At 65.3% G+C, this 17685-nt stretch carries 11 protein-coding genes; 5 read left to right on the forward strand and 6 right to left on the reverse strand.

The window, feature by feature from the left end:
* Positions 1-121: 121 nt before the first annotated feature.
* On the reverse strand, positions 122-1045 hold the full coding sequence (locus UB43_RS04605) for a LysR family transcriptional regulator (RefSeq protein ID WP_045209057.1): 924 nt from the start codon (positions 1043-1045) through the stop codon (positions 122-124).
* Between the two features lie 165 nt (positions 1046-1210).
* Between UB43_RS04605 and UB43_RS04610 the strand changes: the two genes are divergently transcribed.
* Positions 1211-1633 carry a universal stress protein gene (locus UB43_RS04610; RefSeq protein WP_045209058.1) on the forward strand — a complete coding sequence of 141 codons (423 nt, stop codon included), beginning with the start codon at positions 1211-1213 and terminating at the stop codon, positions 1631-1633.
* 271 nt (positions 1634-1904) lie between these two features.
* Here UB43_RS04610 and guaD read toward each other — a convergent pair whose 3' ends face one another.
* The 5 genes from guaD to UB43_RS04635 all read right to left on the reverse strand — a co-directional run bounded on the left by guaD (position 1905) and on the right by UB43_RS04635 (position 9637).
* Positions 1905-3209 carry a guanine deaminase gene (gene guaD / locus UB43_RS04615; RefSeq protein ID WP_045209059.1) on the reverse strand — a complete coding sequence of 435 codons (1305 nt, stop codon included), beginning with the start codon at positions 3207-3209 and terminating at the stop codon, positions 1905-1907.
* Between the two features lie 82 nt (positions 3210-3291).
* Entirely contained in the window at positions 3292-4143 is an 852-nt protein-coding gene (xdhC, locus tag UB43_RS04620) for a xanthine dehydrogenase accessory protein XdhC (protein ID WP_045209060.1), read from the reverse strand.
* Between the two features lie 192 nt (positions 4144-4335).
* Positions 4336-6726 carry a xanthine dehydrogenase molybdopterin binding subunit gene (gene xdhB, locus UB43_RS04625; protein ID WP_045209061.1) on the reverse strand — a complete coding sequence of 797 codons (2391 nt, stop codon included), beginning with the start codon at positions 6724-6726 and terminating at the stop codon, positions 4336-4338.
* Positions 6719-8182 (reverse strand): xanthine dehydrogenase small subunit, encoded by a 1464-nt coding sequence (gene xdhA / locus UB43_RS04630; protein WP_045209062.1) that lies wholly within the window; start codon positions 8180-8182, stop codon positions 6719-6721. The genes xdhB and xdhA overlap by 8 nt, the downstream gene beginning before the upstream one ends.
* A gap of 318 nt (positions 8183-8500) precedes the next feature.
* Positions 8501-9637, reverse strand: a complete 1137-nt coding sequence (locus UB43_RS04635; protein ID WP_045209063.1) for an alkane 1-monooxygenase — start codon at positions 9635-9637, stop codon at positions 8501-8503.
* 183 nt (positions 9638-9820) lie between these two features.
* Here UB43_RS04635 and UB43_RS04640 point away from each other — a divergent pair, with 183 nt between their 5' ends.
* From UB43_RS04640 to ligA, 4 genes are all read left to right on the forward strand, one after another.
* Positions 9821-10480 (forward strand): GntR family transcriptional regulator, encoded by a 660-nt coding sequence (locus UB43_RS04640; RefSeq protein ID WP_045209065.1) that lies wholly within the window; start codon positions 9821-9823, stop codon positions 10478-10480.
* A gap of 36 nt (positions 10481-10516) precedes the next feature.
* Positions 10517-14005, forward strand: coding sequence for a chromosome segregation protein SMC (smc, locus tag UB43_RS04645; RefSeq protein WP_045209068.1), 3489 nt, complete (start codon positions 10517-10519; stop codon positions 14003-14005).
* Between the two features lie 299 nt (positions 14006-14304).
* Positions 14305-15195, forward strand: a complete 891-nt coding sequence (gene zipA / locus UB43_RS04650) for a cell division protein ZipA (protein ID WP_045209070.1) — start codon at positions 14305-14307, stop codon at positions 15193-15195.
* 88 nt (positions 15196-15283) lie between these two features.
* Positions 15284-17671 carry an NAD-dependent DNA ligase LigA gene (gene ligA / locus UB43_RS04655; RefSeq protein WP_045209076.1) on the forward strand — a complete coding sequence of 796 codons (2388 nt, stop codon included), beginning with the start codon at positions 15284-15286 and terminating at the stop codon, positions 17669-17671.
* Positions 17672-17685: the final 14 nt, after the last annotated feature.

The following is a 17685-nucleotide window of genomic DNA, read 5'->3' on the forward strand; positions in this document are numbered from 1 at the left end:
GGTACGGTGCAAGGCATAGGAATCAACTCGGGTATTTGCGACCGAGTCTAGGGAAGGGCGTGAGTTGTGAAAATTGAAATGATTGCAGCTAATCAGTGCGTCTGATGCACTGATTGAGCGATCAGCTCAGCAGGCCGGAGCTTTCCCGCAATTCGATGCAGACGCGCTTCACCGTCTGGCGCAGCCAGCTGTGTGCGGGGTCGTTGTCGAAGCGCGGGTGCCAGGCCTGCAGGATCACCACGGATTTCAGCGGCAGCGGGATGTCGAACTGGCGCAGGGCGAAGCCCAGGCGGTCCAGGCGCCACAGCGAATGCTCGGCGATGGGCAGCACCAGGTCGGATTCCAGCAGGGCGAAGATCGAGGAGTGGAAGGTCGGCGCGGTCAGGCGGATTTCCCGGTGCAGGCCGAGGTTCGCCAGTTCCTCGTCGATCGGCCCGATGGCCCGGCCGCGCCGCGACACGCTGATCTGCGGGAAGGAGGCGAAGCGCTCCGGGGTGATCTCGTCGTCGAAGATCGGGTGGTCGCGCCGCGCCAGGCCGACGAAGCTGGTGGTGAACAGGGTCTGCGTGCGGATTTCCGGCTCCAGGGTCGAGGTGGCGCCGATGTAGAGGTCGATGCGGTTCTGCCGCAGGGCTTCGTCGTCGAAGTCGGCTTCCGGGGCGATGCGCAGGCTGCAGCGCGGCGCCTCGTCCTTCATCACCGCCAGCATGCGCGAGGCGAAACCGCCCACCAGTACGTTGTTGGAGCGCAGCACGAAGCAGCGTTCGAGCTGGTCCATGCGCAGGTTTTCCTTGGCGTTGAACAGGCGCATGGCGTGTTCCACCAGGTCGCTGACTTCCTCGCGCAACTGCAGGGCGCGAGGTGTCGGCACCAGGTTGCGCCCGGCGCGGACCATGATCGGGTCGCCCACCGCTTCACGAATGCGCGACAGGGTGCGGCTCATGGCGGGTGCACTGAGGTGCATGCGTCGCGCCGCACCGACCACGCTGCCTTCTTCGAGCAGGATGTTGAGGGCGACCAGCAGGTTGAGATCGGGCAGGGCCATGGTGACTCCGAAGACGGTGGTGCGGTGCTATTCATGTTCCATTGCGAAGGGCTCGCTGGGCAAGCGTGCGTTTCGTGCAATGGTTCATTACGTCTGGCGTGCCTTTACGGTCCGGCGCGCGCCCCGAAGAATGGCGGCGGATTTCGTTTCATGAAGGAGAAAGGCATGTTCAAACGGATACTGCTGGCCGTCGACGGTTCGGCGCAGTCGCCTCGGATCATTGCCAGTGCCGCCGAGCTGGCGCTGTGCAGCGATGCGGTGGTGCATGTGGTCTGCGCCGTGGACCGCGCCTTCGCCATGCCGCGCCAGGATGCGCTGGAGTACCCGCCGGCCGAGCAGGAGCAGCACGAGGCCCAGGCGCTGGTGGATGACGCCGTGGTGCAGTTGCAGCCGTGCGTTGCGACGGGAGCGGTGGTGGCCGGTGATCCGGCGCGGGCGATCCTGCGCGAGGCGGAGCGCCTGGAATGCGACCTGATCGTGATCGGGCACCGGCATCTGGGGCGCATCGAACGCTTGCTCGATCCGTCGGTGGGGCAGCGGGTGATCGAGCGGGCGCCGTGCCCGGTGCTGGTGGAGGTACGGGAGTAGAGTGCCTGTTGGCTCGGTGGCGTGCGGTTCGCGAGCAANCTCGCTCCTACGAAGAGCGCATCAGTACGAACCTGTAGGAGCGAGCTTNNNCGCGAACCCGCCCAACGCAGCGCTCGACAGGCCAATCGCGGACGGAGTCCGCTCCCACGCACGGCGGGGAACGTCGGAGCTTCCCAGTAGAAACTGGCATCCCGACGCGATCGAAGAAAGAAAAGCGGCCCCGGCGCCGGGTTGGTCCTGAGCGAGGACCCGGCGCCGAAGCCGTAAGGGGTCAACCGCGGCGATGCACGTTGCGACCGTGCGCGAAGGTTTCCTTCACGGTACGGTCGTCGCCGAGGATGACCAGTGCGAAGAGTTTCTCCTCCAGGGTTTTCGCCTGCTGCAGGCGGTAGTCCAGCAGCGGGGTGGCCTTGTAGTCGAGGACCACGAAGTCGGCCTCGTTGCCCTGGGCGAAGCTGCCGACCTTGTCTTCCAGTTCCAGTGCGCGGGCGCCGCCGAGGGTGGCCAGGTACAGCGACTTGAACGGGTCGAGCTTGATGCCCTGCAGCTGCATCACCTTGTAGGCCTCGTTCAGCGATTGCAGCTGGGAGAAGCTGGTGCCGGCACCGACGTCGGTGCCCAGGCCGACCTTGACCTTGTGCTTCTCCAGCTTGGCCAGGTCGAACAGGCCGCTGCCCAGGAACAGGTTGGAGGTCGGGCAGAAGGCCACGGCCGAGCCGGTTTCCGACAGGCGCTGGCATTCGCCGTCGCACAGGTGCACGCCGTGGGCGAATACCGAGCGCGGACCGAGCAGGCCATGGTGGTCGTAGACGTCCAGGTAGCCCTTGCGCTCCGGGAACAGTTCCTTGACCCACTCGATTTCCTTGAGGTTTTCCGACAGGTGCGTGTGCAGGTACACGCCCGGGAATTCCTTGAGCAGGCGGCCGGCGGCGTCGAGCTGTTCAGGCGTGCTGGTCGGGGCGAAGCGCGGGGTCACGGCGTAGAGCAGGCGGCCCTTGCCGTGCCAGCGCTCGATCAGCGCCTTGCTGTCGGTGTAGCTGCTTTCGGCGGTGTCGGTCAGGTAGTCCGGCGCGTTGCGGTCCATCATCACCTTGCCGGCGATCAGGCGCAGGTCGAGCTTCTCGGCCGCGCCGAACAACGCGTCCACCGACTGCGGGTGCACGGTGCCGAACACCAGCGCGGTGGTGGTGCCGGCGCGCAGCAGTTCCTTGAGGAAGATGCCGGCGACATCGGCGGCGTGGGCCGGGTCGGCGAACTGCTTCTCGGTGGGGAAGGTGTAGGTGTTCAGCCAGTCCAGCAGTTGCTCGCCGTAGGAGGCGATCATGCCGGTCTGCGGGTAGTGGATGTGGGTGTCGATGAAGCCGGGGGTGATCAGCGCGTCGCGGTATTCGACCACTTCCACGCCGCCCAGTTGCGGCAGCAGCTCGGCGGCGTGGCCGAGGCGGGCGACCTTGCCGTCTTCCACCAGCAGGATACCGTCCTCGAAATACTGGTAGGACTTCTCCACACCGACTTCGGCCGGGTCGGCGACGCTGTGCAGGATGCTGGCGCGGTAGGCTTTGGCTTGAGTGCTCATCGATCTCTCTTCAGTCGTGTTTCGGGGCCGGGGCGCTCGCAGGCGCCGGGGCGGGATGGGCAGGCGCCCATGCTACGGAATTTCAGGCGCCGCTTTCGGCGGTGCGCGCGCGGCGGCTGTTGGGTAACAGTTTGGCCACGGTGTTCTCGCCCTTGCCGGTCTCCTGACCGAAGGTGGCGTTGTAGGTGGCGATGACTTCGCCGGCAATGGACACGGCGATCTCCACCGGCAGCTTGCCCTTCACTTCGCTGATGCCCATGGGGCAGCGCATGCGCTGCACGGTGTCGGCGGCGAAACCGCGGTCGCGCAGGCGGTGTTCGAACTTGGCGCGCTTGGTGTCCGAGCCGATCAGGCCGAAGTAGGTGAAGTCGTTGCGTTCGAGGATCTTCGCGGTCAGCTCCAGGTCCAGCGCGTGGTTGTGGGTCATGACGATGAAGTAGCTGCCGGCGGGCATTTCGTCGATCTCGTCGATCACCTCTTCGTTGATCACGCGGGTCACGCCCTCGGGGATATGGCCGGGGAATTCGGCCTCCCGCGAGTCGATCCAGCGCACCTTGCACGGCAGGCTGGCGAGCAATGGCACCAGGGCGCGGCCGACATGGCCGGCGCCGAACACGGCGATGTGTGCCTGGGGCTGGCCCATGGGTTCGAACAGCAGCACGGTGGCGCCGCCGCAGCACTGGCCGAGGCTGGCGCCGAGGCTGAAGCGCTCCAGCTTCGGTTCGCGCTCGCGGTTCTGCAGCATCTCGCGGGCGATGGCCATGGCCTTGAATTCGAGGTGCCCGCCGCCGATGGTGTCGTAGAGCCTGTCGGCGCTGACGACCATCTTCGAGCCGGCGTTGCGCGGGGTCGAGCCGCGTTCTTCGATGATGGTCACCAGCACGCTGGCTTCGGCGCGCTGTTGCAGGTCGGCGAGGGCACTGATCCAGTTCATCGTATCGAACCTCGGAGGTGGCTTTTCTGTAGGAGCGAGCTTGCTCGCGAACGGGTTTCCCGGCAGCTCTGTGGCTGGGCGGTTCGCGAGCGAGCTCGCTCCTGCAATTTGGAGTTAGGGTGGGGCGCCGCTGGCAGGGCGGAGGACGGAAGTGGGGACGTCTCTCCCTGCCAGCGGTGCCCCATGGTCACATCACGCCGGCTCGACCTGAGCCGGTGCTTTCTCGGCCTGGGCCAGCTTCAGCTTGCGCATCTGCTCCACGCCCCAGAGCACGCGCTCGGGAGTGGCCGGGGCGTCGATCTGCGGCTGGGCGCGGTAGTCGGCCAGGCTGGCCACGGCGTCCTTGATCGCACAGAACACCGAGATACCCAGCATGAACGGCGGCTCGCCGACGGCCTTGGAGTGGAACACCGTCTGCTCCGGGTTCTTGCGGTTTTCCACCAGCTTCACCCGCAGGTCGATGGGCATGTCGGCGATGGCCGGGATCTTGTAGCTCGCCGGGCCGTTGGTCATCAGCTTGCCCTTGGCGTTCCACACCAGCTCTTCCATGGTCAGCCAGCCCATGCCCTGGACGAAGCCGCCTTCCACCTGGCCGATGTCGATGGCCGGGTTCAGCGAGGCGCCGACGTCGTGGAGGATGTCGCTGCGCAGCATCTTGTACTCGCCGGTGAGGGTGTCGACGATCACTTCCGAGCAGGACACGCCATAGGCGAAGTAGTAGAACGGCCGGCCGCGCGCCTGGCTGCGGTCGTAGTAGATCTTCGGCGTGCGGTAGAAGCCGGTGGAGGAGAGCGAAACCTGGCCGAAGTAGGCCTGTTGCACCAGTTCCTCGAACGGCAGGATCAGGTCGCGCACGCGCACCTGGTTGTTGCGGAACTCGACGTCATCCTCGGTGACCTTCCAGTGCTTGGCGGCGAATTCCACCAGGCGCTGCTTGAGGATTTCGGCGGCGTTCTGCGCGGCCTTGCCGTTCAGGTCGGCGCCGGAGGACGCGGCGGTCGGCGAGGTGTTGGGCACCTTGTCGGTGTTGGTCGCGGTGATCTGCACGCGGTCGATATCGACCTGGAAGACCTCGGCCACCACCTGGGCGACCTTGGTGTTCAGGCCCTGGCCCATCTCGGTGCCGCCGTGGTTCAGGTGGATGCTGCCGTCGGTGTAGATGTGGATCAGCGCACCGGCCTGGTTGAGGAAGGTGGCGGTGAAGCTGATGCCGAATTTCACCGGGGTCAGCGACAGGCCTTTCTTCAGCACCGGGCTGCTGGCGTTGAAAGCACGGATCTCGGCGCGGCGCTTGGCGTACTCGGCGCTGGCTTCCAGCTCCTCGGTCATTTCCTCCAGCAGGTTGTGTTCGACCTGCTGGTAGTAGTGGGTGACGTTGCGCTCGTCCTTGCCATAGTAGTTGCGCTTGCGCACTTCCAGTGGGTCCTTGCCCAGATGGCGCGCGACGGCGTCCATGATTTCCTCGATGGCGACCATGCCCTGCGGGCCGCCGAAGCCGCGGTAGGCGGTGTTCGACGCGGTGTTGGTCTTGCAGCGGTGACCGTTCACCGTGGCGTTGCCGAGGAAGTAGGCGTTGTCCGAGTGGAACATCGCGCGGTCGACGATGGAGCCGGAGAGGTCCGGCGAGTAGCCGCAGTTGCCGGCCAGCTCGATGTTGATGCCGTGCAGCAGGCCGTCATCCTCGAAGCCCACGTCGTATTCGACGTAGAACGGGTGGCGCTTGCCGGTCATCTGCATGTCTTCGACGCGCGGCAGGCGCATCTTCGTCGGGCGGCCGGTGAGGCGCGCGATCACCGCGCACAGGCAGGCCGGTGCAGCGGCCTGGGTTTCCTTGCCGCCGAAGCCACCGCCCATGCGGCGCATGTCGATGACCACCTTGTTGAAGGAGATGCCCAGCACTTCGGCCACCAGCTTCTGCACTTCGGTGGGGTTCTGCGTGGAGGTGTAGACGATCACGCCGCCGTCTTCGGTGGGCATCACCGAGGAAATCTGCGTCTCCAGGTAGAAGTGCTCCTGGCCTCCGATGTGCAGGGTGCCCTGGATGCGGTTCGGCGCGGTGGCCAGCTTGGCCTCGGAGTCGCCGATCTTGTGCTGGTGGCTGTCGAGCACGAAGTGCTTCTTGCGCAGCGCCTCGACCACGTCGAGCACCGGCTCCAGGTCCTCGTACTCGATGATCGCCGCCATGGCCGCCTTGCGCGCGGTTTCCAGGCTGTCGGCGGCCACCGCGATGACCATCTGGCCGACGTACTCGACCTTGCCGTCCGCCAGCAGCGGGTCGCCGGCGACCACCGGGCCGATGTCCAGCTGGCCGGGCACGTCATCCTTGGTGATGGCGATGGCGACGCCGGGGAACTGGTAGCAGGGGCTGACGTCCAGCCTGGTGATGCGCGCGTGGGCGCGGTCGCTCATGCGGGCATAGACGTGCAGCTGGTTGGGAAATTCCAGGCGGTCGTCGATGTATTGCGCTTCGCCGCTGACGTGCTTGGGTGCGCTCTCGTGCTTGACGCTGCGGCCGACGCCGGTGGTGAGGTCGGCGCGGAACAGTGCGGTGAGTTCTTCCTGGCTTTTCTGCGGCTTATGCATAGTGGGTCACCCGGGTCACGGCCTGAGGGGCTTCCAGTTCCAGGAAGCACTTGCGCAGCAGGTTCTGCGCGGTGAGCAGGCGGTATTCCTTGCTCGCACGGAAGTCGGTGAGCGGCGCGAAGTCCTCGCTCAGTGCCAGCGCGGCGCGTTCGAAGGTGGCGCTGTTGAAGGTCTGGCCGAGCAGCGCGGCCTCGCAGGCCTTGGCGCGCTTCGGAATCGCGGCCATGCCGCCGAAACCGGTGCGCACGGCGGTGATCCTGCAGTTCTCGACCGTCAGGTTGAAGGCGGCGCACACGGCGGAGATGTCGTCGTCCAGGCGCTTGGAGACCTTGTAGGCGCGGAACGCCTGGCTGGCCTGCGGGCGCGGGATGATCACCTGTTCGATGAACTCGCCTTCCTGGCGCGCGGTGACCTTGTAGTCGATGAAGTATTCGTCGATGGGCAGCTCGCGGCGCTCGGCACCCTTGCGCAGCACCAGGCGCGCGCCGAGGGCGATCAGCAGCGGCGGCGAGTCGCCGATGGGCGAGGCGTTGCCGATGTTGCCGCCCAGGGTGCCCTGGTTGCGGATCTGCAGCGAAGCGAAGCGGTGCAGCAGCTCGCCGAAGTCCGGGTAGTCGCGGGATAGCGCTTCATAGCAGTCGGTCAGCGGAGTCGCCGCGCCGATCTCGATGCGGTCGTCGAAGACTTCGACGCGCTTCATTTCCTCGACATGGCCGACGTAGATCATCACCGGCAGTTCGCGGTGGAACTGGGTGACTTCCAGGGCCAGGTCGGTGCCGCCGGCCAGCAGGCGCGCCTGCGGGTTGGCGGTATAGATATCGGCCAGGTCGGCGATGGTCAGCGGCAGCAGGCAGCGCTTGTCACCGCTGTTCAGTTCGGCGGTTTCGTTGGGCGCGATGGCTTTCAGCTGGGCGATGATTTCCGGCTGGGCGACGTCGAACTGGTCCGGCTGCTTCTGGCAGCAGGATTGCTCGGCGGCGTCGAGGATCGGGCGGTAGCCGGTGCAGCGGCACAGGTTGCCGGCCAGCGCTTCATGGGCCTCGGCCTTGCGCTCCTCGGCATTTTCGCCGGCGGTGTTCTTCTGCAGGGCGAACAGCGACATGACGAAGCCGGGGGTGCAGAAGCCGCACTGCGAGCCGTGGCAATCGACCATGGCTTGCTGTACGCCGTGCAATTCGCCGCGGTGCTTGAGGTCATCGACGCTGATCAGCTGCTTGCCGTGCAGCGAGGAAACGAAGGTGAGACAGGAGTTGAGGGTGCGGTAGCGGATGCGTTCGGCACCTTCTTCACCGACCAGCTCGCCGACCACCACGGTGCAGGCGCCGCAGTCACCGGAGGCGCAACCCTCCTTGGTGCCGGTCTTGCCCAGGGTCTGGCGCAGGTAGTTGAGCACGGTGAGATTGGGATCGAGGCGGTCTTCGACGCGCAGCTCGCGATTGAGCAGGAACCTGATCAAGGCTTGCCTCCAGGCTGATTCTTGTTTTTGGTAGGGCACTGGATGGCGAATTTATGGAAAGCTGACTTTTGAGTCAATAAAATTTCTGTCCGAATGGTCAGAAAGTTTTTCCGGTATGACAAGTGGTATGGAGAGAGCGGCTTCTCGTAGGAGCGAGCTTGCTCGCGAACCGCCGTTGCAGACACGTGCGCCGTGCCGGCCGGCCGGCTTTCAAGGGGCGAAGAGCTTCACGAGCAGGATCGCTCCTACACGGTCAGCGGAAAGAAAAAAGGCGGCAAGCCGGGGTAGGGCTTGCCGCCAAGGCGTGGAACTCGTCGATCAGGCTTGCTGGGTGGCGCTCAGCTGGTATTCCTCGCCGGCGTAGTAGGCGCGCACCCGGCGGTCCATCACCGCGCGCCAGAGCGGCGGGAACAGCGCCAGGACGATCATCCCGGCGTAGCCGTTGGGCAGTTGCGGGCTCTCGTCGAAGTGCCGCAGGACCTGGTAGCGGCGCTTGGCGTTGGCGTGGTGGTCGGAATGGCGCTGCAGGTGGAAGAGGAACAGGTTGGTCAGCAGGAAGTTGCTGTTCCAGGAATGCTCGTGGGTGGTCCGCTCGTAGCGCCCGGTTTCCAGGCGGCGCCGGTGCAGGCCGTAGTGTTCGACGTAGTTGACGATCTCCAGCAGGGTGAAGGCCATCACCGACTGGCCGATGAAGTACAGCGCGCCGATCCAGCCGAAGGCGACGCTGAAGCCGACCAGGAACAGCGCGCTGATCGCGTACCACCAGATCAGCTCGTTGCGCCAGTGCAGCACCGGCAGGCCTTTGCGCTTGAGGCGCTCGCTCTCCAGTCTCCAGGCATTGAGGAAGTTGTGCTTGTAGGCGTGGGGCAGGAAGGCATACAGGCTCTGGCCGTAGCGCGAGGACGAGGCGTCTTCCGGCGTGGAGACGTGCACATGGTGGCCGCGCACGTGTTCCACCTTGAAGCCCGCGTAGCACACCGCCGCCAGCAGCAGGCCGCCAGCGTTCTGCTCCAGCTCCGGGTCCTTGTGGATCAGTTCGTGGGAGACGGTAATGCCGATGGCACCCATGACGGTGCCCACGGAAAGGATCCAGCCGAGCTGGCCGACCCAGTTCCAGGCGTCATAAGTGGCCAGCACCCAGCCGCCGTAGACCAGCATGCCCAGCAGCAGCGGCACGGTGAGCAGGCTGAGGAAGCGGTAGTAGCCCTCGCGCTCCATGGGCGGGACTTCCTCCACCTCGTCGGGGTTGGCCGGGTCGCGGCCCACGACGAAGTCCAGCAGCGGGATCACCCCGAACACCACGGTGATCACCAGCCAGGGCCAGGCATTGGGGTATTCGCTACCGAAGGACCACCAGTAGCTGACGGGAATCCCGAAGACGGGAACCAGCCAGATCCAGTAACCGGCTTTCTTGAGACGCAACATCCAGGCAGGGGAAAGGAACAAGGCGAACATGGACGACTCCCGATACGTCTCTTGTGTAGGATTGTCAGACAATCCTGCGCCTGTTCCTTCCAGCGCATGCACCAACCTTTGTTCTGTCGTCCCCCTTGGGCGGGGGATGGCGCGGTAACACCCTGTGTTACACTTCGCGTCCGCAGTAGCCCCTCGAAAGCGCCCCGATTCTTAAGGACAACCATGACGTTCAAGGCCCCGGACAGCCTGGCTGAGCAGATCGCGCATCACCTTGCCGAACGCATCATCCGGGGCGAACTCAAGGAACGCGAGCGCATCCAGGAGCAGAAGGTCACCCAGACCCTCAACGTCAGCCGCGGCTCCGTCCGCGAAGCGCTGCTGATCCTCGAGCGTCGCCATCTGGTCGTAATCCTGCCGCGCCGTGGCGCGCAGGTGTCCGAGCTGTCTGCGGCGCACGTGGAAAGCCTCTACTCGCTGGTGATGGAGCTGTACATCATGCTCGCCAGCAGTGTGGCGCGGACCTGGCGAGACGAAGCCGACCTGGCTCCGTTCATGGCGATCCAGCAGCGCCTGCTGGAGAACCTCGAACGCGGCGACATCAATGCCTTCGTCGAGTCCAGCTTCGACATCATGCGCGCTGCCTTCCCGTTCGCCGCCAACCCCTACCTGCAGGAAACCGTGGAAAATCTCCTGCCAGCCATCAGTCGCACCTATCATCTGGCCCTGGAACGCCGCAAAGGCGAGATGAGTCAGTTCATCGGCAGCTTCGAAAGCCTGCTGCGTGCGGTGGTGGGCCGTGACGAGGCGGGCATCCGCGAGGTCCTGCTCGACTACGGTCGGCACAATAGCCAACTGGTTCTGGCCGCACTGGCTGAACGATAAGCTCTCAACAAGAGACGGAACGGGGGAAGAGGGCGCATGCGGCTCAAGTGCATCAAGCTGGCGGGCTTCAAGTCCTTCGTCGATCCGACGACGGTCAATTTCCCGAGCAACATGGCGGCCGTCGTCGGTCCCAACGGTTGCGGGAAGTCCAACATCATCGACGCCGTTCGCTGGGTGATGGGTGAGAGTTCGGCGAAGAACCTCCGCGGCGAGTCGATGACCGACGTCATCTTCAACGGCTCCAACACGCGCAAGCCGGTGACCCAGGCGTCCATCGAGCTGGTGTTCGACAACTCCGACCAGACCCTGCTGGGCGAATACGCCAGCTACGCGGAGATCTCCATCCGCCGCCGCGTGACCCGCGACGGGCAGAACACCTATTTCCTCAACGGCACCAAGTGCCGGCGTCGTGATATCACCGATATCTTCCTCGGCACCGGCCTTGGGCCGCGCAGCTACTCGATCATCGAGCAGGGCATGATCTCCAAGCTGATCGAGGCCAAGCCGGAGGATCTGCGCAACTTCATCGAGGAAGCCGCCGGCATCTCCAAGTACAAGGAACGCCGCCGCGAGACCGAGAACCGCATCCGCCGTACCCAGGAAAACCTCGCGCGCCTCACCGACCTGCGCGAAGAACTGGAGCGCCAGCTGGAACGCCTGCACCGCCAGGCCCAGTCGGCGGAGAAGTACCAGGAATTCAAGGCCGAGGAACGCACCCTCAAGGCCCAGCTCGGCGCCCTGCGCTGGCGTGACCTGAACGAACAGGTCGGGCAGAAGGAAAAGGTGATCGGCGACCAGGAAGTGGCCTTCGAGGCGCTGGTGGCCGAACAGCGCAGTGCCGACGCCAGCATCGAGCGCCTGCGCGACGGCCACCACGAGCTGTCGGAAACCTTCAACCAGGTACAGGGCCGCTTCTATTCCGTGGGCGGCGACATCGCCCGCGTCGAGCAGAGCATCCAGCATGGCCAGCAGCGCCTGCGCCAATTGCAGGATGACCTGCGCGAGGCGGAAAAGACCCGCCAGGAGACCGAGTCCCACCTGGGCCACGACCGCACCCTGCTCGCCACCTTGGGCGAAGAGCTGGAGCGCCTGGCCCCGGAGCAGGAAATCAGCGCCGCCGCCGCCGAAGAGGCCACCGTCGGCCTGGAAGATGCCGAACAGCGCATGCACGACTGGCAGCAGCGCTGGGATGCCTTCAACCAGCAGAGCGCCGAACCGCGCCGCGAGGCGGAAGTGCAGCAGTCGCGCATCCAGCACCTGGAACAGAGCCTGGAGCGCCAGGGCGAGCGCCAGCGCCGCCTGAACGACGAGCGCACGCAACTGGCCGCCGATCCGGAAGATGCCGCGATCCTCGAGCTGGGCGAGCAGGTCGCCGCCATCGAATTGCTGCTGGAAGAGTCACAGATCGAAGAGCAGGAACTGGCCGAGCGCCTGGAGCGCGTGCGCCAGTCCCTGCAGGAAAGCGCCGCCGCGCAGCACCAGGCGCAGGGTGAGCTGCAACGCCTGAATGGCCGCATCGCCTCGCTCGAAGCCTTGCAGCAGGCTGCGCTCGATCCGGGCGACGGCACCGCGCAATGGCTGCGCCAGCAGGGGCTGGAACAGCGCCCGCGCCTCGCCGAAGGGTTGCGCGTGCAGCCGGGTTGGGAACTGGCGGTGGAAACCGTGCTCGGCGCCGACCTGCACGGCGTGCTGCTGGATGACGTGAAGGGGCTGCCGTTCGACGCGCTGGAGAAGGGCGAGCTGCGCCTGCTTGATCTGGCCGCTGGCGCCGTATCCCGTCCCGGCAGCCTGCTGGACAAGGTCGAGACGAATGTCGACCTGAGCTACTGGCTGGGCCGCGTGCGCCCGGTCGAAACCCTGGAGCAGGCGCTGGCCCAGCGTGCTTCGCTGGGGGATGGCGAAAGCCTGATCAGCCGCGATGGCTACTGGGTTGGCCGCCACTTCCTGCGCGTGCGCCGTGGCGAGTCCGCCGATGGCGGCGTGCTGGCGCGTGGCCAGGAACTGGAGCGCCTGTACGCCGAGCGCGAGACGCTGGAGCAGCGCCTTGCCGAAGTCGACGAACAACTGGTGCGCCTGCGCGACGAGCAACGCCAGGCCGAGGATGGCCGCGACCAGGTGCGCCGCCGCCTGCAGGACGAAGGTCGCCGCCAGGGCGAGCTGAAGGCGCAGTTGTCCGCGCAGCAGGCCAAGGTCGAGCAACTGACCCTGCGTCGCCGCCGCCTGGACGAAGAGCTGGCCGAGCTGGCCGAGCAGCACGCCATCGAGCAGGAGCAGCTGGGCGAAGCCCGCCTGAGCCTGCAGGAAGCGCTGGACGCCATGGCCGTGGACACCGAGCGTCGCGAATCGCTGCTCGCCGAGCGCGATGGCATGCGCGAGAAGCTCGACCGTATTCGCCAGGAGTCCCGTCAGCACAAGGATCACGCCCATCAGCTGGCCGTGCGCGTGGGCTCCCTGCGCGCCCAGCACGAATCCACCCGCCAGGCGCTGGAGCGCCTGGACGGCCAGGCCGTGCGCCTGGTCGAGCGTTGCGAGCAGCTCAACCTCAACCTGGAGGAGGGTGCCGCGCCGCTGGAGGAGCTGCGCATGCGCCTGGAAGAGCTGCTCGACCGGCGCATGGCGGTTGAAGACGAACTCAAGCACGCGCGCCTGGCGCTGGAAGATGCCGACCGACAGCTGCGTGACGCCGAGAAGCGCCGCACCCAGGCTGAGCAACAGTCGCAGTTGCTGCGCGGCCAACTGGAACAGCAACGCATGGACTGGCAGGCCCTGAGCGTGCGGCGCAAGTCGCTGCAGGAGCAACTCCACGAGGATGGCTACGACCTGCACGGTGTGCTGGGCACATTGCCCGTCGACGCCGCCGAGAAGGCCTGGGAAACCCGCCTGGAAGAACTGGCCGCGCGCATTGGCCGCCTGGGCCCGATCAACCTGGCCGCGATCGAGGAGTACCAGCAGCAGTCCGAGCGCAAGCGCTATCTGGACGACCAGAACGACGACCTGGTGGAAGCGCTGGATACCCTGGAAAACGTCATCCGCAAGATCGACAAGGAAACCCGCAACCGCTTCAAGGAAACCTTCGACCAGATCAATGCTGGCCTTCAGGCATTGTTCCCCAAGGTTTTCGGCGGCGGCCATGCCTATCTGGAACTTACCGGCGAGGATCTACTCGATACCGGGGTGGCGATCATGGCGAGGCCGCCGGGCAAGAAGAACAGCACCATCCATCTTCTGTCCGGTGGCGAGAAGGCCCTGACCGCACTGGCGCTGGTGTTTGCGATCTTCCAGCTGAACCCGGCACCGTTCTGCATGCTCGACGAAGTCGACGCACCGCTGGACGATGCCAACGTAGGCCGTTATGCGAGGCTGGTGAAGGAAATGTCGGAGAAAGTGCAGTTCATCTATATCACCCACAACAAGATCGCCATGGAGATGGCCGATCAGTTGATGGGCGTGACCATGCACGAACCGGGTTGTTCGCGTCTGGTGGCGGTGGATGTGGAAGAGGCTGTTGCGCTCGCCGAAGCGTGATCGTCCGGGCGAACTTGAGCTATGCTGGCAAGATGCTTTGTTTCATGCCTAAGGCATTGATTTGATTGGGGTAGACTTCACTTCAGGCGCGCAAGTGGCAACGGCTATGAAAAGTTGCAAAGAGTGCGTCGGAGTCTCGCCTCAGGCAGTGTAAAGTTATGTGAGAGCGTGTTAGCTTAACGCCCACTTTTGTATCGCGTGGAAAACATCAGTCAGAACATGAAGTTGGCTCCACGTTTTCAAGGGATAGGATGTCCTTTTTTTCATCATCATTTTTTGTTCAGGGGCTACGGGATTAGATGGATATCGGTCTGCGCGAATGGCTGATCGTCATTGGGCTTATCGTGATCGCCGGCATTCTGTTCGACGGCTGGCGTCGCATGCGGGGTGGCAAGGGCAAGTTGCGGTTCAAACTGGATCGCCAGTTTGCCAACCAGCCCGATGACGGGGATGAAAACACTCCTGAACTGCTCGGGCCTTCCCGGGTGGTCGAACACCGCGAGCCGGAACTGGACGAGGAAGACCTGCCCAAGGTCAGCGCCAAGGAGTCGCGCGGCAAGCGCCGTGGCGAACCGCGCCAGGGCGACCTGAACCTGGACGATCCGGCGCCGAACCTGCTCGGCCCGCTGGACGAAGAGGATTTCCCCAATCCGCTGGACGAGGCGCCGGCAGAGAAGGACAAGTCGAAGAAAGACCGCAAGAAGGACAAGGAGCGCGTAGCTCCCGCACCTGCTGCTCCGTCGGCGCCGCAGGCGCCGGTCGACGAAGTGCTGATCATCAACGTCATCAGCCGCGACGAGAACGGCTTCAAGGGGCCGGCGCTGCTGCAGAACATCCTGGAGAGCGGCCTGCGCTACGGCGAGATGGACATCTTCCACCGCCACGAGAGCATGGCCGGCAACGGCGAGGTGCTGTTCTCCATGGCCAATGCGGTCAAGCCGGGCACTTTCGATCTGGACAACATCGACCAGTTCAGTACTCGCGCGGTGAGCTTCTTCCTCGGCCTGCCGGGCCCGCGTCATCCCAAGCAGGCGTTCGACGTGATGATCGCCGCCGCCCGCAAGCTGGCGCAGGAACTCAATGGCGAGCTGAAGGACGAGCAGCGCAGCGTGATGACCGCGCAGACCATCGAGCACTACCGTCAGCGCATCATCGATTTCGAGCGACGCGCCCTGACCCAGAAGCGCTAAGCTTCCCGCACGCTGCACAAAAAGCCCCAAGCGACCCTTGGGGCTTCGCATTTCTACCTCAAGCAGAAAAAGCCGCCGAGATTCCCGCATGACCGACTCCCAGACCGCTGCCGAACGCATCGCCCAGTTGCGCAGCGAACTCGACGACCACAACTATCGCTATTACGTGCTCGACGAGCCGAGCGTGCCGGACGCTGAGTACGACCGCCTGTTCCGAGAGCTGAAGGCGCTGGAAGCCGAGCATCCCGAACTGATCACCCCCGAGTCGCCAACCCAGCGCGTCGGCGGCACGGCTGCTTCGGCGTTCGGCGAAGTACGTCACGAAGTGCCGATGCTCAGCCTGGGCAACGCCTTCGAGGAGCAGGATCTCAACGATTTCGATCGCCGTGTGCGCGAAGGCCTGGCGGACCAGTTGCCGGCGTCGGACCTGTTCGGCGGCGGTGCCGAGGTGGAATACAGTTGCGAGCCCAAGCTCGACGGCCTCGCGGTCAGCCTGCTGTACGAAAATGGCGTGCTGACCCGCGGCGCCACCCGTGGCGATGGCACCACCGGCGAAGACATCAGTGTCAACGTGCGCACCATCCGCAATGTGCCGCTGCGCCTGAAGGGCGAGGGCTGGCCGGCGGTATTGGAAGTGCGTGGCGAAGTCTTCATGTCCAAGGCCGGTTTCGATGCGCTCAACGAGCGGCAGATGGAGGCCGGCGGCAAGACCTTCGCCAACCCGCGCAACGCAGCGGCCGGCAGTCTGCGCCAGCTGGACTCTAGGATCACCGCCAGTCGCCCGCTGGAGTTCTGCTGCTACGGTTTCGGCCGCGTCGAGGGTGGCGCGCTGCCGGCTACCCAGGTCGATATCCTTGAAGCCCTCAAAGGCTGGGGCATCCCGATCAGCCGCGAGCTGAAGCTGGCCAAGGGGGTCGAAGGCTGCCGCGCCTACTACGAAGACATCGGGACGCGCCGCGACAGTCTCGCCTACGAAATCGACGGCGTGGTGTTCAAGGTCAACCGCATCGACTTCCAGCGTGAGCTGGGCTTCCGCGCCCGCGAGCCGCGCTGGGCCATCGCTCACAAGTTCCCCGCGCGCGAAGAGCTCACCGAGCTGCTCGACGTGGAGTTCCAGGTCGGCCGCACTGGTGCCGTGACCCCGGTCGCGCGCCTGAAACCGGTGCAGGTGGCTGGCGTGACCGTCTCCAATGCCACCCTGCACAACATGGACGAGGTCGCGCGCCTGGGCCTGATGATCGGCGACACCGTGATCATCCGCCGGGCCGGCGACGTGATCCCGCAGGTCATGCAGGTGGTCACCGAGCGCCGTCCGGCAGACGCGCGCCCGGTCGCAATCCCCACCCAATGCCCGGTGTGCGGTTCGCAGGTCGAGCGCACCCAGCTGGTCAAGCGCAGCAAGGGCAAGGAGTCGGTCAGCGAAGGCGCCATCTACCGTTGCGTCGGCCGCCTGTTCTGCCAGGCGCAGCTCAAGCAGGCGATCATCCACTTCGTCTCGCGCCGCGCCATGGACATCGACGGCCTGGGCGACAAGATCGTCGAGCAACTGGTGGACAAGGGGCTGGTGAAATCCCCGGCTGATCTCTACACCCTGACCTTCGAGCAGGTCATCGAGCTGGAAGGCTTCGCCGAGGTCTCTACGCGCAACCTGCTCGCCGCCATCGCCGACAGCCGCAAGCCGGCACTGGCGCGCTTCGTCTTCGCCCTGGGCATCCCGGACGTAGGCGAGGAAACGGCCAAGCTGCTGGCGCGCTCCCTGGGCTCCCTGGCGCGCATCCAGAAGGCGCTGCCGGAGGTGCTGACCTACCTGCCCGACGTGGGTGGCGAAGTGGCCTACGAGATCCACAACTTCTTCGGTGACGAGCATAACCGCAGCGTGATCCGGCAACTGCTGGAGCGTGGCATCGAGCTGCAGGACGAGGGCGAGGTCTCGGCCGAGTTTGCCGCCGTTGCCACCCTGGCGGGCTTCATCGACAAGCTGAACATTCCCTTCATTGCCGCCACCGGTGCAGAGAAGCTTGCGGACCGTACCGGCAGCCTCGACGCGCTGGTTGCCCTCAGCCAGGACTGGCTGGACCTCAGCACCCTCAAGGGCGTGAACGAGAAGGCCAAGCAGTCGGTTCGCGAGTACTTCGCCGACGCCGCCCGCGTCGAGCGTGCGAAGGCCGTCGAGGCGCAGCTGGCGGAGTTCGGCATGCACTGGCGCAGCGAGCGCAAGGTGGTCGAAGGCCTGCCGCTGGCGGGCCAGACCTGGGTGCTCACCGGCACGCTGGAGGCCATGAGCCGCGACGTCGCCAAGGAAAAGCTCGAAAGCCTGGGCGCCAAGGTGGCCGGCTCCGTCTCGGCCAAGACCCACTGCGTCGTTGCAGGACCGGGAGCGGGTTCAAAGTTGGCCAAGGCCCAGGAACTTGGCGTCGCCGTCATGGACGAAGAGCAGCTGATCAAGCTGCTGGCCGACCATGGCCTCGGCGCCTGACACGCCTTTCTTCC

Origin of the sequence: Pseudomonas sp. 21 (genome assembly GCF_000955805.1) — a bacterium.
Lineage (GTDB): Bacteria > Pseudomonadota > Gammaproteobacteria > Pseudomonadales > Pseudomonadaceae > Pseudomonas.